The organism is Pseudomonas sp. NPDC008258 (assembly GCF_042956345.1).
GTDB lineage: Bacteria > Pseudomonadota > Gammaproteobacteria > Pseudomonadales > Pseudomonadaceae > Aquipseudomonas.
Map to the genome: position 1 here is coordinate 18,446 of NZ_JBIBGE010000015.1, position 19,029 is coordinate 37,474.

Annotated in this window: 17 protein-coding genes; 10 read left to right on the forward strand and 7 right to left on the reverse strand. The window is 52.4% G+C overall.

The window, feature by feature from the left end:
• Positions 1-378 precede the first annotated feature (378 nt).
• The 3 genes from ACFY9W_RS14090 to ACFY9W_RS14100 all read right to left on the reverse strand — a co-directional run bounded on the left by ACFY9W_RS14090 (position 379) and on the right by ACFY9W_RS14100 (position 2,434).
• Positions 379-1,050 (reverse strand): AbiV family abortive infection protein, encoded by a 672-nt coding sequence (locus ACFY9W_RS14090; RefSeq protein ID WP_391131186.1) that lies wholly within the window; start codon positions 1,048-1,050, stop codon positions 379-381.
• Positions 1,051-1,123: 73 nt separating this feature from the next.
• Complete coding sequence (locus ACFY9W_RS14095; protein ID WP_391131189.1) at positions 1,124-1,369, reverse strand: hypothetical protein; 246 nt, start codon at positions 1,367-1,369, stop codon at positions 1,124-1,126.
• Positions 1,370-2,182: 813 nt separating this feature from the next.
• On the reverse strand, positions 2,183-2,434 hold the full coding sequence (locus ACFY9W_RS14100; RefSeq protein ID WP_391131192.1) for a hypothetical protein: 252 nt from the start codon (positions 2,432-2,434) through the stop codon (positions 2,183-2,185).
• Between the two features lie 175 nt (positions 2,435-2,609).
• Between ACFY9W_RS14100 and ACFY9W_RS14105 the strand changes: the two genes are divergently transcribed.
• Positions 2,610-2,930, forward strand: coding sequence for an acyloxyacyl hydrolase (locus ACFY9W_RS14105; RefSeq protein WP_391131195.1), 321 nt, complete (start codon positions 2,610-2,612; stop codon positions 2,928-2,930).
• A gap of 27 nt (positions 2,931-2,957) precedes the next feature.
• Here the strand turns inward: ACFY9W_RS14105 and ACFY9W_RS14110 are convergent, their stop codons facing one another.
• Entirely contained in the window at positions 2,958-3,392 is a 435-nt protein-coding gene (locus tag ACFY9W_RS14110) for a DoxX family membrane protein (protein ID WP_391131198.1), read from the reverse strand.
• Positions 3,393-3,995: 603 nt separating this feature from the next.
• Positions 3,996-4,970 (reverse strand): DJ-1/PfpI family protein, encoded by a 975-nt coding sequence (locus ACFY9W_RS14115; protein WP_391131201.1) that lies wholly within the window; start codon positions 4,968-4,970, stop codon positions 3,996-3,998.
• A gap of 465 nt (positions 4,971-5,435) precedes the next feature.
• Between ACFY9W_RS14115 and ACFY9W_RS14120 the strand changes: the two genes are divergently transcribed.
• The 4 genes from ACFY9W_RS14120 to ACFY9W_RS14135 all read left to right on the forward strand — a co-directional run bounded on the left by ACFY9W_RS14120 (position 5,436) and on the right by ACFY9W_RS14135 (position 7,997).
• Positions 5,436-5,816, forward strand: coding sequence for a helix-turn-helix domain-containing protein (locus ACFY9W_RS14120; protein ID WP_391131411.1), 381 nt, complete (start codon positions 5,436-5,438; stop codon positions 5,814-5,816).
• Between the two features lie 145 nt (positions 5,817-5,961).
• Positions 5,962-6,549, forward strand: coding sequence for an antibiotic biosynthesis monooxygenase (locus ACFY9W_RS14125; RefSeq protein ID WP_391131204.1), 588 nt, complete (start codon positions 5,962-5,964; stop codon positions 6,547-6,549).
• 155 nt (positions 6,550-6,704) lie between these two features.
• Complete coding sequence (ycaC, locus tag ACFY9W_RS14130; RefSeq protein ID WP_391131206.1) at positions 6,705-7,331, forward strand: isochorismate family cysteine hydrolase YcaC; 627 nt, start codon at positions 6,705-6,707, stop codon at positions 7,329-7,331.
• A 213-nt stretch (positions 7,332-7,544) separates the two neighbouring features.
• On the forward strand, positions 7,545-7,997 hold the full coding sequence (locus tag ACFY9W_RS14135; RefSeq protein WP_391131208.1) for a Rid family hydrolase: 453 nt from the start codon (positions 7,545-7,547) through the stop codon (positions 7,995-7,997).
• A 112-nt stretch (positions 7,998-8,109) separates the two neighbouring features.
• Here ACFY9W_RS14135 and ACFY9W_RS14140 read toward each other — a convergent pair whose 3' ends face one another.
• Positions 8,110-13,230 carry an AAA family ATPase gene (locus tag ACFY9W_RS14140; protein WP_391131211.1) on the reverse strand — a complete coding sequence of 1,707 codons (5,121 nt, stop codon included), beginning with the start codon at positions 13,228-13,230 and terminating at the stop codon, positions 8,110-8,112.
• A gap of 279 nt (positions 13,231-13,509) precedes the next feature.
• Here ACFY9W_RS14140 and ACFY9W_RS14145 point away from each other — a divergent pair, with 279 nt between their 5' ends.
• Entirely contained in the window at positions 13,510-14,499 is a 990-nt protein-coding gene (locus ACFY9W_RS14145) for a response regulator (protein WP_391131214.1), read from the forward strand.
• Positions 14,496-14,912, forward strand: coding sequence for a response regulator (locus ACFY9W_RS14150; protein ID WP_391131217.1), 417 nt, complete (start codon positions 14,496-14,498; stop codon positions 14,910-14,912). The genes ACFY9W_RS14145 and ACFY9W_RS14150 overlap by 4 nt, the downstream gene beginning before the upstream one ends.
• A 379-nt stretch (positions 14,913-15,291) precedes the next feature.
• Here ACFY9W_RS14150 and ACFY9W_RS14155 read toward each other — a convergent pair whose 3' ends face one another.
• Positions 15,292-15,936: an isochorismatase family protein gene (locus tag ACFY9W_RS14155; RefSeq protein WP_391131220.1), complete on the reverse strand. Its 645-nt coding sequence runs from the start codon at positions 15,934-15,936 to the stop codon at positions 15,292-15,294.
• Between the two features lie 161 nt (positions 15,937-16,097).
• Between ACFY9W_RS14155 and ACFY9W_RS14160 the strand changes: the two genes are divergently transcribed.
• From ACFY9W_RS14160 to ACFY9W_RS14170, 3 genes are all read left to right on the forward strand, one after another.
• Complete coding sequence (locus ACFY9W_RS14160; RefSeq protein ID WP_391131223.1) at positions 16,098-17,003, forward strand: LysR substrate-binding domain-containing protein; 906 nt, start codon at positions 16,098-16,100, stop codon at positions 17,001-17,003.
• Between the two features lie 766 nt (positions 17,004-17,769).
• Positions 17,770-18,711, forward strand: a complete 942-nt coding sequence (locus tag ACFY9W_RS14165) for a hypothetical protein (protein ID WP_391131226.1) — start codon at positions 17,770-17,772, stop codon at positions 18,709-18,711.
• Entirely contained in the window at positions 18,701-19,027 is a 327-nt protein-coding gene (locus ACFY9W_RS14170) for an STAS-like domain-containing protein (RefSeq protein ID WP_391131228.1), read from the forward strand. The genes ACFY9W_RS14165 and ACFY9W_RS14170 overlap by 11 nt, the downstream gene beginning before the upstream one ends.
• Positions 19,028-19,029 lie beyond the last annotated feature (2 nt).

Sequence of the window (19,029 nt, forward strand, 5' to 3'; positions counted from 1 at the left end):
CGTGGCACCAGGCAATCCGCGAGCAATAGCAGCATCAACACCCGCTCGAAGAGGTTTGGCTCTTGGCTCATATACGTCGAATTTATAGGTACATGTAGATGACCAGTACGCAATTAAACCCTAAGACGGCGCTATTCCGGAGCAATCTGGGCTGCCATCAGCTTAGATGCTGGCACCGTTGAGCTTTAGTCCCAAGCTCAAGCGAGCTATCAGATTATACGCGCCGTACCAAACCCGGCAGTAACCCTCGCTACCACCATGACCTCCGATAAACTGACCGGGCGCCCAGCTTTCAGAGGGTCATCAAGCGTCGCCGCATCAGCGTGATGGTTCGCCCAACTTGATCCCCCCAAGATACACCGATTCCGCCAGACAGGTTTAGCCTGATGATTTTTCAGATTCCTCGGCAATCTTCGAGCGACTCTCCGCAATGGAAAGCAACTGCAGTTTGAGCTTTCCTAGTTCGGCTATATCGAGCGAAGATAGATCCATGGTTGACGAGTCCACCTCAGGAATTGAAATTGGAGCACGTTGAGCATATGGTCCTAGAAGGTTCCTAACGGCTTGATGCTCCTTTAGGGAAAATTCAGCCAGCTTCAAAGTTCGCTCCGCCTTCTCCCTGCTGAATAGAGTGTGAGGCCTTGCAACGACCCCATCAATTATTCCGACATATAGCGACGAGTTTTTGTTGTCGTTCCTATAATTGACCATTTGAGAACCGAATTTTGCGATGATTTCAGCTAAATCAGATACCCCTGCGCCGGCTGCCATAATCATGGTATCTGCAGATTCGCTCCTGAGCTTCTCTTTATGATCGGTGAGGCGTTTCGAGAGCTTTCTGAAGTCAACCTTGTGTCCAGCTAAGAGCCTGGTTCCAGCTGCTTCGAGCATTCCGACTTTCGCCAATTCCTCTCTCGCGAAATGCGCAAGCGAGAAACTTCTCGCATATGCATTGCCATCCAATAGCAGCCTGCTTTCACTAATCAATTGTTCGGCGTTAACAATTAAACCTTCGATATAGGAGTCGATCTGCTCTATTGACCAAGTCATGAGCGCTTCCTTCAATGTGGCAGCACGCCCCATGGGCGTGCCGAAAAACATTCTGTAGCCGGAGACCCTCTCGCTAGATTTTGATCGAGCACTTATTGATCGTTCTCCGGTAAAGCGTGACGAGAGTTGGCTTCGACTTATCTGTGGGAGAGAAGATGCTTTTTAAGTGAGGAGCTATCGCCTTCCAAGCTCTTTCCGAGCGAACCTCATAGCCGCGCGAGTGCTTGATAATTTCACCGGAGTCGATCAGCTCGCTCAGTGATGGCGCGCTGTTAATCTGATCAATGCGCTCTTGCAGCTTGCCGCGCAGGTCGTCCATATCCAAGTTCATGTGATATCCCTGTAAGCTGGGTGGTGGAATCCAAAGGTTTGAAAGGCCGCATCCGCGCACACGGCCTTCCTAGCCTCACACCTTTGTCAGGACAACAGCAACGCAAAGCACCAGTACAACAGCGGTTACTGGGGCAACGCCAGCTGTGCAGAGCACAGCGACGACGCTACCGAACGCCGTAAGGCGCAGGTGTAAAGCTGCTGAACCAGCTCGTTCGAAAATGCTCATCGCATCCCTCCCTCGCTGTTCTCCCAGTCTCATATAGCAGTTGGCGGGGAGGTTCAGACTTCGCTGCAGATTTCCCGTTGGGTACAGTGGGGTAGGACGCAGCGTCCAACTGTTCTTTGGCAACCATCGCAATATCGAGATGGCCAGAATCCTCAAGGCGAGCCATCAAATTAGCATCACGTGTGAAGTGCGTCCAGACACCCAGCACTCAACGCGTTATGCGTCATAGGCTGCAGATGGTCTGCTCCGAACCGACGATGCGTGATTGGTAGCAGGCTGCGATAATTGTCGCTGGGGTGCTGGGGTGCTGGAGGCTTATGGCGACCGTGGCCGGCGCTGCATGGATCATGGTTACCTGGATCGACAAGATCTCCAAAGAGCGCAAGCACCCAGCGCCTAGCGATTCTTCAGTTTCTTCGCAATTTTTTGCCAACTGCGCAAGACCGCTCTAGGCCTGTGGCTGTTTTGGGTGAAAGGAAGCCTAGGGGGCCAAAGCGGTCATTCATGAAGGCTGCTTCCGTGCTTCAAATAAAGGCGGAGCTGATTACAACCTGCAGCACAACCTCAACAGTGTCATTCCAGGCCGGAGCATTCCACGCGCAAAATTGGAAAAAGTTCGTCTGGATTACGACATTCGCTGCTCATCCTTGCACGCGCTGCTTCCGCTAGCGCCTTGGTCGGATAGCTTGGCTCCAGCCGAAGCTTCTCTTGATTATCGTAAATGTCAAACCCACCCGGCACTGTAACCGCGTAGAAGCGAGATCCTGATTGAATGGCCTCCTTTTCTATCGGTACAGCAGGAACGATAACGAATCTTGGTTGCATGTTTTTGCCTCCCCAAGCTTATACCTTAGTATTAGCCTGAGTATTGAATATCATCAACATGACTCATGAAGCCGAATCAGTGACGTTGTGAGCACCTTTAGCTGATGTCTAGAGTCACGTCTCTATTAGTGGCGACTAGTGGCGACGACCCGATTTCGCCCCACAGCGGCCACCAGTGGAAGGCAGCTCACCGCACAATTATGCCGATCAGAACGGTGGGTATCGGTGTAGCCGTCTAGCCCGAAGCCTCTTCCGACGGCAGAAATTCGGTTCGGATTTCAAGTTCCAAGATCGGATCTGGACTGGGGCGAAAATCTGCGAAACCCAGCGGGTAGGTACCCTTTCGTTTCATCACTCCAACGCTGGGATTCGACAATTCTACGCCTGTATCGATACGTCGCTCTGTTCTACAGCCATCAGATCTAAAGGCAGTAGGCGGCGGTTATCTGAGCAAAATAAAGTCCCGTTTCGCTGCCGGGGCTTTTGCATTTCGTAACCTGAATCGAACACGGGATCGACCGGCTTAGGCTGCTTTCAGAGCTGCGTTACCTGTGGCTCGGGCTTTCATATTGTTCAAGAGAGCATCCACGCTTATTGCCCCACCGCCGAATGCTGCGATCTGCAACAAACCGCCCGCGATCGAGATGTTCTTGAAGAAGTTGATGAATTGACCTTGGTCCACCAGCTCGTTGTGGAAGGCCAGCGCGGCGATCACTGTAAACAGAGCCATGACCACAGATACGATGCGCGTTTGAAACCCGATGATCAGCAATGTTGCGAGCCCCAGTTCAACGCCCAACGCCACCAGGTAGCTGAGAACCGGGAACGGCAGGCCGCTCGATTCAATGTAGGCAATCGTACCTTCGGGCGAGGCTAATTTGCTGAAGCCACTAAGTAAGAACAGGACGGCCAGCAACACGCGGCCAATAATTGCAGTTGTATCCTTCACAGAGTTCATTTCGTTGCTCCTAACTTGAGTTAGCCGGATCGGCTTGAGATGGCGAAATCATAAAAGCACCACGTTTCAGCAACAATATGACAAATATAAACTTAACTGTTTCCAGATCTGAGACAATCTACAAATCGTAGCGCTAATAAGCGCCACAGAGCTAATCGCTTCAACGAAAGGAATGCTTACGGTCGCAAGCTGCAGCCTCTTCAGAGGCAGCAGATCTCAAATTGAAGACTTAAAAAACTTCCGAAAAAAAACCGCGACCTCCAATGCATTCTGTGCAGTAGGGATCGCGGCCTAAAGGGAGGACGTAACGGAGTGACCGAGCAAAGTCTCAAATGGGGGAAGACTATGCTGGGTCGGGGCTTGGAGCCCGAGGATCAACACTATCGATTTGAAACCGGGGGGCATCGACAAAGGATAGTGAAAAGGAGATCACGCCTCTGTCCTCCAAATGCAACAAAAAGCCTTAAGTTGCGGGATTAGGTTAATACCGCTAGAGGATTATTTCTTGCATAGACGTGCTGTACGGCTGGCTGCTCCGGGTGCAGCCCCTACGGATCGCTCAGCGAAATCGCTGAGGAGAGCCAGGCCACCAACAGGGCGCTTTCATTCCGCTCCGAACTGTTGACGGTACTGATTAGGGCTCACCCCGATACGCTCACAGAACACCTTCCGCATGTACTTGGCGGTGCAGAACCCGCATCGAGTCGCGATGGTTTTGAGAGGCAGGTTTGTTCCCTCAAGCAGCCTTCGCGCGTGATCAATCCTGGCGTTCTGTACGAACTGCATCGGAGTCAGGCCTGCCTCCCGCTGAAACGCCCTAGCGAAATTCCTCGAACTCATGGCAACCATGTCAGCCATCGACTGGACGGAGTACATCTGTTCGATGTGATCAACGACGTAAGCTTGAACCCTAGCTACGGGCGAGCCATCTCGGGTCACTGATGCCAGCAAAGGACCAAATTGCGTCTGGCCCCCTTGCCGCTTCATAACGACCAGCAGCACCTTGGCCACTTCCAAGGCGAGCTCCTTCCCATGGTCTTCAGCGACGATCGCCAGCGCCATGTCGATCCCCGCAGTGATCCCCCCTGAAGTGATCAGATTGCGGTCAACAACATAGATTTGCTCACTCTCGACCTTTGCCTCAGGATGTCGCTGAGCCAGTCTGCCGATATAGTTCCAGTGAGTAGTACAGCGATATCCATCAAGCAGACCTGCTTTGCCCAGCAGGAACGCCCCCGTGCAAATGGCACCAAAACGCTTGGCGTTTCGCGCTGCTTCGGGAAGCCACTCTTGAATAACAGGATGAGGGTCGTCGTAAGCCCCTGGCCCGCCTGGAACTAATAGCAGATCTACATCACTAGGCGCTTGGGCCAACGCAAAATCGGCTTTAACCTGAAGCCCGCAAGAGCTTCGAATCAATCCATCCTCAACCCCTAGCGTCAGCATGCGATACCGTCTTTCCTCAGGAAGGAAACGGTTCGCCACCGCAAATGCATCCATTGGCCCGGTGATGTCTAGCATCAAAACGCCATCAAACACGACCATGGCTATCGTTTTGGCTGTCTCGCCTTCTTGCATGTTGCGCCGCCTGCATAGGAGCCGTTGAAATACAGTTCCAGCCTTGGAATTGAGTGATGGATTCAATGCGGCAGTAGGGAAGGTAGAGCCAGCATTGGGGCTAAAATACCACCTATTCGTACAGAAATGACCCGATTGGATCTGTGGAAATGCCAGATAGTGCGCGACGTTTGCCGCCCAGTGGCATGATCACCCTTCGACATTGCCAGGCATACCACTCAGCAATGGCGAGCGTCCTAGCGAATGCTGCTGAACTGATTTAATAAGTCTTAAGAACTTCCTAAGGACTTTGCTTGCGGACAGTTGCCAAACTCTCCAGTACTGAAATGGAGAGTCGCTATGAGCTATCAACAAGCCGTTCGGGCTGAATCGACCAACCATCGACACATCCAGTTACTCGTTGGAATTGATGAGGCGCTTCTTCGAATCAAGCCGACCGAACTTGCTTCACAGCGTCCAACTTCCGTGCCGGAGAGCCTTTGGGGTAACGAAAAAAAAGCGACTCCCGGCTCCCTAGCGCCGCATCACCTACGGCGGGCAACTGAGCTATTGCTGGCTAACTTGAGCGGCCCCATGGGGATCATTGAGATCGCCCACGCCTGCGACCTAACTCGCAGCCATTTTTCGCGTGCTTTCAAGCTCAGTACAGGGGTATCGCCGGTCGAGTGGCGCCTGAATGCACGCCTAGAGAAAGCCAAGGAATTGCTCACTACCTCGCTGACCCTTACCGAGGTGGGACTGGAAGCAGGGTTCTGTGATCAAGCGCATTTCACGAAAGCTTTCACGCGCTCGGCAGGGGTTACTCCAAGAAAATGGCGGGCCGAAATCGCAATTGAATCAATTTGATACATCTATTAATGGCTAGCTACACCTCGGGGTATATCCCTCGGGACAATAGCGAGAAGAGCCCATTGCTGAAATTCTAAAGATCCTCGTGCATGAGCGAGGGTTCAACTTTTTGCCGCATTGGCGTTACTTCATAGAGGTGAACATGGGTGCCCACGAAGAAATCGTGACGCTTGTCATCAAGCATCGGGTGAAGCCTGGTTACGAGGCAGCCTATGAAACCTGGTTGAAGAAGACGGTGAACGTTGCTAGCCGACGTGAAGGTCACTTGGGTGCTGACATTCACCGGGACAATCGTGGCGGGCTTCAAGTTTTTACCTGTGTGCTGCGCTTTTGCTCGACGGATGTAATGCAGTCATGGCTCGACTCGGCGGAACGGCACGATCTAGTTCAAGAAGCACTGCCTATGCTGGCAGATGGGGATCAAACAGAGGTCACTACAGGCAGCGAATTTTGGTTTGCGCCGGCTGCTGAAAATCAGCAGCAGCCCCCACGCTGGAAGCAAGCGGTTATCTCCTTCCTGGTGATTCTGCCGCTGAGCTTGATCGTCCCCAAGCTCTGGATGCCAGTTCTCGGTCTGCACCCCTTCTGGGCCGGCTACCTCGGTAGCAACATCGTGATCACCGCAACAATCGTAACGCTCGTTGTGTACCTCTGCATGCCTGCGGCGATGCGTCTGTTTGCCCCATGGCTTAGCAAATCCAGTACACCGACTATCCAAAGTGAGATTTAGCTGACCATGCGGCCTCTACGCTCACAGCCATGAAAAGACTCGGCTCTCCAACGTGCCTGGCAGCGATCTCCAAGGTTTCTGGGGCGTCCTCAACTGCTCCTTCTTCACGTTCTAACAAACCGCAATTTTCATCCACCCGCGTAAGGTGCAATAACATGAGCAATCCAGATTACAAGCGCTTGAACAAAGACGACGCCGTGGTCCTGCTGGTAGACCATCAGACCGGCCTCATCTCGCTTGTGCAGGACTTCTCGCCAAACGAGTTTAAAAACAACGTTCTGGCCTTGGGTGACCTGGCCAAATTCTTCGGTCTGCCAACCATTCTGACCACTAGCTTCGAACAGGGCCCGAACGGCCCGATCGTTCCTGAGCTGAAGGAAATGTTCCCGGACGCTCCGTACATCGCGCGCCCTGGTCAGATCAACGCGTGGGACAACGAAGACTTCGTCAAAGCCATCAAAGCTACCGGCCGCAAGCAGCTGATCATCGCTGGTGTTGTAACCGACGTATGCGTTGCTTTCCCGACGTTGTCCGCCCTGGCTGAAGGCTTCGAAGTGTTCGTTGTGACCGACGCTTCCGGCACCTTCAACGAAACCGTGCAGCAAGCTTCGTGGGCTCGCATGACTCAAGCCGGCGCTCAGCTGATGAACTGGTTCTCGGTAGCTTGTGAGCTGCACCGCGACTGGCGCAACGACATTGAAGGCCTGGGCAACCTGCTGTCCCAGCGCATTCCTAACTACCGCAACCTGATGAACAGCTACGCTGCACTGACCTCCAAATAGAGGCGTGTGCTATGAAGAAGCCTGCTATCGCAGGCTTTTTCATAACTGCGGCCCCAAATGTCACAACGCAAAACAGATGATTGTCTCGCAAGACGAGACAGTGTGATCTGCTTTGATGGGTTTTTCCGGACGTAGAGTTTCTTTAGTATTTAGACATTGCTTCACAGCACCTACTTAATTATCTCAAGCCATATTAATCATTAGGGAAAAATCATGTCTGATAAAAAAACAGCATTGCCAAAGAAAACCGCCAGCTTCGGTGTCGCCTGGGAAGGTTTGTACGGGTACGTTCAAGCTGTGCAAGTTAAGGACACCATCTACCTGTCCGGTCAGTTGAGCCATGATCGGGAAGGTAATCTGATTGCACCCGCAGCGTTGAATGACAGCGGTAAGCCCGCAGATTTCTCGACCATGGAAGCTCAGATGAGGCAGACCTATGTGAACATAGTGTCACTGCTCGAAGAGTTTGGCGCCTCTTTGGATGATGTTGTGGAAGAGACCATCTTCGTCATCGATGTGCCTGCAGCGTTCGCTGCCTGCGGTAAAGTACGCAAAGAATTTTATGGAGTGGAAACACCGCAAGTTGCCAGTAACCTCATCGGCGTCTCCGGGTTGGCGTTCCCTGAGCAACTTGTGGAAATTACCATTCGAGCGGTCGTGGCCTAACCCCATTGGCTCAAGGGGTGTATGCCCAGATGGAGGCCATCATTCGCCGCTATCTGGGCATGCATCGACGGTCCGGCTCATAGCCTCAGTACCGCTCATCACCATGCCAGCGCTAAATAGGAACACACCACCGAATACGACAACCTCCGGAGGGGGATGTCTCTGCATACAGTCTGCCCCCGTGAGCTTTCACAACCGAACTGCAGATCGCCAATCCCATCCCCAGCCCCTGTGTCTTGGTCGTGTAGAAAGCTCCGAAGATTTGTTCGCGTTCGTCCAAGGGGATGCCGGGACCGTTGTCATCGACGCTCACCTCAACAACTTCACCCACTCTGCGGGTCGTAATCCGCATCACACCATCACCAGTGCGAAAACCTGATAAGGCCTCCAGGCCATTGTTGATAAGGTTGTAGACCAACTGCTGGATCTGCACCGAATCCGCCATAACGGGCACTTGGGCGTCAAAATCGGTTTCAATTTTCACGCCTTGCTTCAGCGCTTCCGCTGAAGTCAACCTAATCACTTCTTGAACAACATCGTCCAGAGCGATAGCCCTCAACTGGGCGGGTACTTGCTTAGCTAGCGCGCGAAGAGCCCTCACGATACCAGCAGCTCGCTCACTGTCGGCTCGAATATCTTCGAGACCTGCGATCGCTTCGTCCATGTTGGGTGTGCCTCGTTTTAGCCAACGCAAACTCGCGGCAGCATTCGATGCGATCCCCAACAGCGGCTGGCTTATCTCATGAGCAATGGATGCGGAGAGCTCACCCATTACTTGCGTATGGGCGGTGCGGGCCAGCTCTGCTCGGGAGCGCCTAAGCTCCTCCTCCATCTGAGCTTTGATCTGATTATCCTCCGCCAGCCGCGTGAAGAACTTCGCAGCCTGGAGCGAAACCGCAGCTTGAGAGGCAAGAATCTCCAGCATGGCCAGACGTTGAGAACCGAAAAGATGAGGTACCAATCGGTTTTCCAGATAAACCAAGCCAATCAGCACTCCCTGTTTTACAAGCGGCAAGCAAAGCACCGAACGGGCATTTCGCTGCTGCAGTTCACTCCTGAAAGCATCTGGGCACTCGAGCAGAGCATCATGCAACACCAGGTTTGACTTGGTACGCATCGTAGCGTTCAGGATTGAAACTGGGGCTTGAGTCAGGAATTTCTGGCAATTCTCCATCGTGACATTGAGCCCATCATCATTGATGTCCGCGAGCGCAGCCATTTGGAATTCCGCGCCGCTCACGATGAGTAATGCACCATGGTCAGCACCAGAGTGCTGCATCAGATGGCTCATCAGCGTTTCAATGAGCCGCTCAAGAAGCACCTCTTCTGAAAGCGCTCGCGCGGCCTCAATACCGACTTCCAAATCTAGGTTGGCTTGGGATGAGCTCCTGAAGGTTTCCTGAACCGGCTGAATGCGCAAAAACGGGTGCAGTGTCTCCAACTGTCGAACTTTTCCATTGGCTCCCCAGATGTGGAAGCAGTCTCGAGCTACGCGAAGGTGCAAATTTGCACCGGAAATGAGACCGCTAGGTATACACACTTCAGCGAGCTGCTCGTGGGCAAGAGCTTGCTCGTGGAGGAAACCGGCTGCCGCAGCTGCAATTTGCGCCTGATCGAAGCAGCGAATCGCTACGAGTCCATCACCGTTCAACTTGGCGATGACGCCTTCGATCAGCAATAGCTTATTGCGGAACGTGACGGGGTTCAGGGCTGCCCAGCTAGCAAAGCGTTCACGGTTATTAGACAGCGCTTCGAGTTTCGACTCTGTCGTTCCTGGTGCCTCTGGGCTTCCCAGAGCCAAACTATAAAACAGATATAAATCAGAAAGGTTTATATGCGCAGGTGCCGACCATGCCACTGTCTGGGCGGCTTGGAAGCGGCGGACAGCATAGGGGATATTTCCCAGATAGAAGGCAGACATCCCAGCGTAAAGCGAGCTGAAGAAAAGCGTGGTTTTGGAGGTCGCCGCTCTCTCAATCGCTTCGTACAGCGGCGATTCCGTAGAAGCCAAGTCGACCGTTAGCCTTGGCGGACATCCATCAGAAAGCTCTTGAACGAAGTGCTCCTGCGCGACAAGAATTTTCTCGACGTCCGCGTAGTCGTACTTGCGAACCACCTCAAGACCTCGGTCGATCACCTTGGCAACCTCCTGCAAATGATCGCCCATGATCAACGAGTCAGAAACTAAGTGGTTGCATGCGTAACAGGCCATTGCCAAGTCGCCGCTCAGGTGTCCCGTATCGAATGCCTCTGAAGCTTTCTGCTTGGAGTACTCCATCGGGGCTGTCCACGCACTGACTTGATCAAGCGCAACCAGCGCACCCGTCAGGTCAGCCTCGAAGCCGTAGCGTTCGATAATTTTGATAGCGACTAAGCAACACGAATAACCGTCGTGATACTCACCAAAACGCTCAGCGATCATCACGCCATACCACGACAGGCCATAGGTACTGCCAGGAGCGATGCCGTACTGCAGAGAGAGCTCGATAATCTTGGCAAGGTGCAGGAACCGGATATCGTCCTCAATGAAGAAAGACGAGCCGAGGGTAGCGAGGAGCTCGATGGCCGCTTCGGCTTCTGGATTCGTGACTCTTGGTAGAGACTCCAACCCAAACAATCCGCGCTTACTGATCAGCTGCTGAATCTTGGCGTGCTCGGCAGCAGCGAGGTCTGGAAGGATACCGCGATGTACTGTTATCCCTAATCCTGCGAGTCCTTCAAGAGCTTCGCCAATTGCAGATTCGTAATCCGATCGCAGAGTGAGGAGCTTGGCTTTGAGTTTGTGACCACGGGCACGCTCAATCCCATTGTTCGCGCGACGCATGCACTCTGTAATTTTTTGTTCCGCGCTGACCATGTCCGATAGCTGCATATCGCATTCCGCCGCTTGGCACATGATCGCGAATGAGAACTTGAGTCGAAGTTCGTCGGAGCCGCTTGATTGCTGAAGCTCCTCGGCGGAGACAAGGTAGCCTGCTGCCTGATCGAATGCTGCCGCATCACGTGCTCGAGCAGCTGCTTCCAGTAGCAACGCGATGAAGTCCTCAGCCTGGCTTGGCTGATACGCAATTTTTTCTGAGAGATGTACCTGGTTGGCAATTTCGAAGGTCGCTTGAGGAAGCTCATCTCGCCACAGTTTGTGCATATTGATGGCGATTTCAGCGTGCTGCTTCGGGCGCTGCGCGGGCGTCGTCAATTCGTATGCTGCTTCAAGCACCCGATCGTGAGTAAAGAGAATGCCTCCCTGGACCGATGAAACGAAACCAGCACTGACCAAGCTTTTAAGGCGACTCGACAAAAGCTCTGAATCAGTTTTGGCCAGTGCTGCCAGCAATTTTTCATCGCATTTTCCTCCGGCAGCAGCGATCAGCCGAAGGATCTCCTGCTGTTTGGAAGGCAGACGCTGCAAGCGCTGGATCATGAGATCGGCCACGTTATCAGCGTAGCGATGCTGCGCGACTGCCTTTAAAGACCAAGTCCAGCCCATCTTTGTGCTGTCGAATTCGACCAGCTTATCTTCGATCATCACCTTCAAGATCTGATTGACGAAAAAGGGGTTGCCGGCGGTCTTCTCGTGAACGAGTTTTGCGACATCAACGACACTTTCGAACGGGCTATGGAATCGTTGCGCGATCAGCGCTGTCACTGCTTCTACTGATAGCGGGGGGAGAGAAATGTGGTGAGAAAGAATCGAGCAAGCCCCCTGCTGCAGTAGGCTCGAATCCAATTCCTGCAAAGCCTCTTGGTCTTCTGTGCGAAAGGCTAGTACCAGAAGCGTGTTGCGTAGCGGGCGGGCAAGATACTCCCTCAACAGGCAATGGGTTGAGTCATCAGCCCATTGCATGTCATCGAGGAAAATCACCAAAGGCTTACCTGGCGCGCCGAAGAACTCCAAGAAATCGAGAATCGCTCTGTTTTCTCTCTCCAGTGCGAGCCGCGTAGGCTTTTCAGGAAGTTCAGCCATGGGGCCGATGATGATTTTCAAATAAGGAGCTAGCTTCGCGAGTAGCTTGCCACGGCCTTTAAGTCGACTCCTGATGTCAGCTTTGATTGAGTCGAGGTCACTGCTGTTTTTGATCAGCAACTGGGTAGTCAACGACCCCAGGATGTCTCTCCATGGCCCATAGGGAATCGCCTGATCAGAGGTATTGCACTTCCCTGAGGCCCAATAGCTTTCCGTATGCGCTCGTAGCGAGGAGGTCACCAATGAAGACTTACCGCTACCCGCAGGACCAGAAACGGTAAGCACGCGAGGACCGCTGTCACGACGCAACACACGAAGGGTGCTCTCGACCTTCGCCTGTTCCTCAGCGCGACCAAATAGAACATCGCCGCCAATTGAGGTGATATCAGCAGTCCCCAGGACGAATGGGGATATGAGTCGACTAGCCGACCACTGACGCAAGCAGTGCTCTAAGTCGACTGCCAACGCTTTAGCGGACTGATAGCGAGCGTTCGGTTCTTTGGCCAATGCCTTCAGCAGAATGTCACTGAGCACGGGAGGAACATCAGCGTTGATCTCGGCAGGTGGCTTCGCCTGCACGCCTGCATGTAGCTGTCGCCAATGCGATTTGTCCCGCCCTTCTAGAGGCAACTCACCAACCAGCAACTGGTATAGCGCAGCACCCAATGCGTAGATGTCGCTTCTCTGATCGGTTAAAGACCCATGCGGACACACCTGCTCCGGTGCTAGGTAATTCCAATGATCCGTTGTGGAGCTTTCCGTATTGATTAGCTCCAGCGTGTCAGCCCTAAAGCAACTGAGCCTGACAGAATCGTCGTCTTTAACGACGATGTGCTGAGCCTGCAGAGAGCCGTGCGTTACCCCCTTCTCGTGGGCAAGAGCCAGAGATTTTGAGGCATTGGACGCTAGACGAAGGAAACGCTCATGAGATACGCCACCTGCGGTAACCAAGTTTTTAAGACTTTGATCACTGGAAGGCGGATAGATCATCAATGGCCCCTCCGCAGAACGGACGAAGCCCACCGGAAGGATGGCCCAATCGGGCTCGAGCCGGATTCGGTAGTCTCGCTCAAGCCGCTGACAGGCAGCTGGTGACTCAATCGGCGCACGAGCTGCCATCCAGATCTTAGAGGTCTCTGGATCAAAGAAGTCACAGTAAGTGAGCTCTCCCTCATGCCTTCGAAGGGAAACGCTGCATCGATTCAGCCACTCCTCATCTAGCATAAGTTCCTCGCGCAAAAGCATGTGAGGGAGACGTTCTTCTAGCATCGTGCCACCATTAATGAACCATTCATTTCGTTCCGCGGTCGAGTATACGCAGGGCGTTTCGGTTGTAGGACGACACTGGTAGCTTTGGCTGAATGAGGCCCCCTGATGACCGTCGAGTACCCCTAATAGCGGTTACACTAACTCTGCGATTACAGATACATGCAGCAATTCATAAATGAGCCCTATCCCCCAGCATAATTGTATTAAGACAGGATTAAGCTTACGGTCGCGTGGCCTTGCTCCGGCCAACGTCGGTTAGTCAAAAATGTTGAGAACATCATGATCCGATTAGGCAACGCGACAATTTCCCTGGAGCGCCGAGAGGCATTCCTAGACGGTCGGCCGGTCCGTATCGGCGGCCGTGCATTTGACATCCTCGCCGCCCTCATCCGAGCGAAAGGTCGGATCGTTGAGAAAGATGATCTGATCAACCAGGTGTGGCCTGGCACCGTTGTTGAAGAAAACAATCTCCAGGTGCAGATCTCTTCGCTTCGCAAAACATTCGGTCCGCAGGAGCTGATACAGACCGTACCGCGACGCGGATACCGTCTGTCTGCTGAGATCGATATCGCTGAGACTCAACCGCCTCGAAATGAAATAATCCTACCGACAGAGACAGCTTCCTCAGTGGATGCCTCTGCCGTAAGAGTTTTCGTGATCGATGACGATGCATCTATCAGGAACGCATTGTCACGACTGCTCCGTGCTGAAGATATACCTCATGCATTGTTCGGATCAGCTGAAGAATTTCTGGCCGCTAAGTGGGAAAGCCCATACGCTTGCATTTTGTTGGATATCAACTTGCCTGATAAGAGCGGTCTCGACCTGCAAGAGGCATTGAGAAAAATTAAAGCGCCTTGGCCAATCATTTTTATGACCGGCAACGGAACTATTCAAATTACTGTCCAGGCAATGAAGGCAGGGGCCAAGGAATTCCTAACAAAGCCTTTTGATGATGAACATCTGCTTGATGTATTAGCAAGTGCTCGCAAGAAGGCAGTAGAGTGCGGTGATGCATGGCATTACATGAAAATGTCGATCGAGAAGTATGGCAAGCTGACTAGCCGTGAAAAAGAAGTATATTCGCTAGTCGTGAGTGGCCTGACCCATAAAGAGATATCCCAAAAGATAGGCACTAGCGAAGTTACAACGAAAGTCCATAAAAAGAACATCATGTTAAAGATGCAATCGAGATCACTCATTGAGCTGGTATCGATGTACAACACGATTAAATTGAACCGCCATCCTGAGGATCAGGAACCTGCATGAATAGAAACTCTGAGTGCGAAGCATTCAGTTCGGATACGTCAGATTTGATTGTCGTCTGCATCGTTGACGATGACTCATCCGTACGGAGGAGCCTTTCGAACCTACTGCGCTCTGCCGGCTTTGACACCTTGGCATTCGCATCAGGGGAGGACTTCCTTGCCTCGCCGCAAGCACTCGGAGCAGGTTGTGCTTTGCTCGATTTGAAGATGCAGGGGTTGTCTGGCTCGGACGTGCAAAAGGAGCTTATACGCTTAGATAACCCATTGCCGGTGATCTGCATGTCCGCTCATTGGGACGATAGTGCTCTGTCGGAGTCCATACGGCAGGGTGCCATTGCATGCTTGTCTAAGCCGTTTACCGAAGAAGCCTTGCTCGATGCCGTCGAAGAAGCGACCAAAGGCACAAGACACTGAGCAGCAATCAGCAACCAAGCTCTGCCCTCAGAGCACAGCTTTGCAATAAATATTATTGATGGCTAGATATTCTCTAGGCTCACCCTTTTACCGCAGAGCTGAGAATGTCCAGCCTCCAAGTACTTTGCATTTCCGCTGCACTCTTGACTGCAAACATTCCTTGGGGCAAATCAGAAGCCCCAACTCTCACAGCAGTGCCAGCTTGGACCGGGCAAGCGTGTCGCTGAAATCCCTTTGCTCAAATGGACCTGTCCAGCATATCCGCCTCTTAAGAGCATCTGATCGGCCGTTAGTGCGAGACTGGTGGGGATACCGAGCAGAGAACGAAAACAGCCCGTGCAATTCTGCACGAGCTGGGATGGGGATGTCTGCGAAACGATTAGGAAAGGGTGCGCTGAGGTGCCTTATGCACCATGGTGTAGGCGTAGTCGACGCCCATGCCGTAGGCACCGCTGTGTTCCCGGACCAGGTCCATGACCGGCTGGTAGGTGTCCTTGTGAGCCCAGTCACGCTGATACTCGAGCAGAACTTGCTGCCAGGTCACTGGAATTGCGCCGGCCTGAATCATGCGTTGCACCGACATGTCGTGGGCTTCTTGGGTAGTACCGCCCGAGGCGTCAGTGACGATATAGACCTCATAGCCGGCTTCCATCGCTTCCAGTGCTGGGAAGGTCAGGCAGACCTCGGTCCACAGTGCCGCCATGATCAGCTTCTTGCGGCCGGTGGCCTTCACCGCTTCTACCAGCTTGGCGTCTTCCCAGCTGTTCATCGAAGTGCGTTCAATCGGCTGAGCCCCTGGGTTCACCGCCAGCAGCTCCGGCCAGATGTAGCCGCTGAAGCTTTCGGTTTCGACCGAGGTGTAGATGGTTGGGACGTTGAAGATCTTGGCGGTTTTGGCCAGGCCAACAGTGTTGTTCTTCAGCGTCTGACGGTCGATCGACTGAACACCGAAAGCCATTTGCGGCTGGTGGTCGATCAGGATCAGAGCGGAGTTGGTTGGGTTCAGCAGTTCGCGTTTAGACATGGTCGTAATCTCTTCAGAATGGTTGAAAGCTTTGGGTTTTAAATGGGTCCCGCGCTTAGCCGGTGGCGTTGTCAGCGGTATGGGGCCATTCTGAAGCTGGTGATGATTCAAGACAATTAGGCAAAAACAAGAATCATTGATTCAAAATAAGGGACAATTTCGTGGATCGAATTGAATGCATGCGGACCTTCATCGCCACCGTTGACGCGAATGGATTTACTGCGGCGGCTAGGATTCTGCATGTGCCACGTTCAAAGGTGAGTAAGCAAATCCAAGCTCTGGAAGAGGCGCTTGGCGTTCAACTGTTGCACCGTACGACGCGAAGCTTGCATCTCACTGAGGCCGGATGCGAGTACTACGAAGCGTGTCGTGAAGTGGTAGCTTCGCTTGAGGAAGCGGAGCAGCGAGCACGAAGTGGCTTGGCGGAAGTGCAAGGCGTATTGCGTGTGAACGCACCAATGTCCTTTGGGCTGTGTCGTCTAGGCCCGCTGTTGCCTCAGTTTCATGCTCTCTATCCCAAGGTAGAGCTGCAGCTAGTACTGAGCGATCAGCAAGTCGACCCTATCAAAGGGGGATTCGATGTGACGATTCGTATTGCGAGTCTGACGGACTCGTCGCTTGTGGCCCGGCACCTCTCCCCAGCGCCCCGGGTGTTGGTCGCGTCGCCAGGCTATTTGGCGCAGCATGGGGTACCAGAAGCCCCTAAAGATCTTGCGTGTCACCAATGCCTAAACTACGGCTACCTACAGAGTGGAGCTAGTTTGCAGTTGAGCAACGGCAAAGAAACTCAGCGGGTGCACGTGACGGGGCCTCTGCATGCGAATAACGGCGATCTGCTTGCGCAGGGAGCTGAGGCTGACATGGGGATTGCCTTGCTGCCCCTCTTCATTGTCGAAAAGGCTTTAGCTGAAGGTCGGTTGATCCAGGTCCTGGACGAGTGGGAGGCACCTCCAATCTCGATCAATGCCGTTTATCCAACGGCTCGTCGAGTACCTCTCAAGACGCGCGCGTTTCTGGATTTCCTCGCTGCGGAACTTCGGATTTCCGAGACAGCAATAGTTTCATAGAAATCAGATAGGGGCCGAGTCGCTGATGTTAGCCTGAGCAAGGTTGTCACTCAGGCTATCGGCTTCACGCCTTTCTGTCAGGACAGATATTGAAGGCCATGCCTCGGTATGTCGCGGGCAAAGCAAGAATCTCTAGAGTCGGCAGGCGTCTGGAGCTCTGCCTCATGATTGCTCAGTTATACTGCAGGTTAGCTTCGGGCTCGGCTGCTGCCTGGCGCACTGAGACCTTGACTGCCGCCAATGGCTCAGCGGATTGAGCAGGCGGTAGTCATATCATCCCGCTATACCGCGCGAAAGTGAGGGACGTCGGAAGAAGCATTACTACCTGCTAGGTTGGGAAATTGCATCTGATTTGACCAAGCGTTTGCACCCCAATGGACCACCTGTTCGCATTCGACTTGACCAGCCATTTGCATCAGACGTGACCAGCGCACGGGTACGTTTTGACCGGCTGGAATCGACCCAAGCGGCCCTCTGTTACGGGTGCGCGGTACGATGGGACCGCCATCGTGCCTCTACCCACTGTTTTGGGGACATCCGATCCATTTTGAGATAAGATTGAGGGTCTCCGTATTACGGTTGAGCAATTTTTCCGTGCTAGTGCAAGGGAATTGATCTAGTGAAGAAACGTAGACAATCAGACTGGATAAAGCAATGCAATGCGTCTCGTCGTGCATACCACAGTTTAGCGAGACCAAAGTACTCACCCAGTCCGTATCTCGTAAATTCGGTGTTAGGCTTATATACTATTCCATTGCCTGAGAACTTGAGCGTATTCTCCGACACTAAACGCTATGAACTTTACAAGCTATTACGCCAGATAACTGACACTCCCAAAGAAGCAAAGATACTGCTAGACTTTCGTCGCCTTTCAACATTCAAGATCTCAGCAATCATTATTCTTTTTGCGCATCTAGAGATGCTAATTGAATCGCGCGAAAAAATGAGAATGAGATGGCACCTCTCCTTGGATGAAACAATAAATGAAAAGCTTGATCAACTTGGGTTCTGGGAGCTCCTGGGGGGGGATTACACCCCGAAGGAAAACACAATTAAAATTTGCTCCATATCCCATCAGCAGAAAGAAAATGACGATAAGCGCCCACTGAAAGAAGCAATTCGTTACGCTGAACGCGCAATTTCTTCCTACGAACCAACTAGCCCCACTGAAGAAACAGACGCCCTCTTATTTGAAGCCGTTTCTGAATCATTCTCAAATGTATGGCAACATGCATATGCATCTGATATCGAAAAGAAGCATAGCACTTTGCCGGTAGCAATCAAATCTCAGAAGTGGTGGATTGCTCTTCAGCATGTTGATGACCAGCTATTTATGGCTGTATATGATATTGGAGTCGGCATACCCGCAAGCACAAAAAGGAAGCCGTGGTATAGATCACTTAGCGCTGAGGTGCTAGCCAGATTAAAAGGGATGAGTTCAGACAGCATTGATATCCAGACTGCTCTAGAGTATGGAAACTCAAGATATCGAACTCAAGGTAGAGGCAACGGCTTACCTGCCGTAAAACGTTTTGTTGAGATCAATCCAAATGGACAGCTACATATCATGTCCGGTAAGAGCCTGTATAGATTCCGGTCCAAAGGAAAGGCGGAGAACTGGGTAAGCCTTCAAAATCAGTTCCCTGGGACTTTGATTCAGTGGAACTTTGCCTTGACCGATACAAATGGTGATAGTGATGAAACCTGAGAAAGTATTCAATGTAGCAAAATATACCGACACACCAATCGGACGAAACTCTCTCGACGGTCCAAAAAACGGCGCTGACTACAGAGACAATGTTATTGTGCCTGCACTTTCAGATTACCAAACAATCAAACTTGATTTCTCGGAAACTATAGGCACCACGCCTTCCTTCCTTGAGGAGATTTTTGGGGGCATCATAAGGGATAGAATCCTTAGTCCGACTGAGCTAAAAAGGCGCGTTATCGTGATCTCGAAGTACGAAAGCGTCAAAAGAAATATAATCAAATACATCGACGAAGCAGCTGCGAAACTGAATTAAGT

Bases quoted from the DNA above. Each gene is read 5' to 3' on its own strand.
- ACFY9W_RS14140 (WP_391131211.1), bottom strand. From the start codon at position 13,230: ATGCTAGAAGAACGTCTCCCTCACATGCTTTTGCGCGAGGAACTTATG.
- ACFY9W_RS14125 (WP_391131204.1), top strand. From the start codon at position 5,962: ATGGGTGCCCACGAAGAAATCGTGACGCTTGTCATCAAGCATCGGGTG.
- ACFY9W_RS14170 (WP_391131228.1), top strand. From the start codon at position 18,701: ATGAAACCTGAGAAAGTATTCAATGTAGCAAAATATACCGACACACCA.
- ACFY9W_RS14090 (WP_391131186.1), bottom strand. From the start codon at position 1,050: ATGACTTGGTCAATAGAGCAGATCGACTCCTATATCGAAGGTTTAATT.
- ACFY9W_RS14155 (WP_391131220.1), bottom strand. From the start codon at position 15,936: ATGTCTAAACGCGAACTGCTGAACCCAACCAACTCCGCTCTGATCCTG.
- ACFY9W_RS14135 (WP_391131208.1), top strand. From the start codon at position 7,545: ATGTCTGATAAAAAAACAGCATTGCCAAAGAAAACCGCCAGCTTCGGT.
- ACFY9W_RS14150 (WP_391131217.1), top strand. From the start codon at position 14,496: ATGAATAGAAACTCTGAGTGCGAAGCATTCAGTTCGGATACGTCAGAT.
- ACFY9W_RS14115 (WP_391131201.1), bottom strand. From the start codon at position 4,970: ATGCAAGAAGGCGAGACAGCCAAAACGATAGCCATGGTCGTGTTTGAT.
- ycaC (WP_391131206.1), top strand. From the start codon at position 6,705: ATGAGCAATCCAGATTACAAGCGCTTGAACAAAGACGACGCCGTGGTC.
- ACFY9W_RS14145 (WP_391131214.1), top strand. From the start codon at position 13,510: ATGATCCGATTAGGCAACGCGACAATTTCCCTGGAGCGCCGAGAGGCA.
- ACFY9W_RS14110 (WP_391131198.1), bottom strand. From the start codon at position 3,392: ATGAACTCTGTGAAGGATACAACTGCAATTATTGGCCGCGTGTTGCTG.
- ACFY9W_RS14095 (WP_391131189.1), bottom strand. From the start codon at position 1,369: ATGGACGACCTGCGCGGCAAGCTGCAAGAGCGCATTGATCAGATTAAC.
- ACFY9W_RS14100 (WP_391131192.1), bottom strand. From the start codon at position 2,434: ATGCAACCAAGATTCGTTATCGTTCCTGCTGTACCGATAGAAAAGGAG.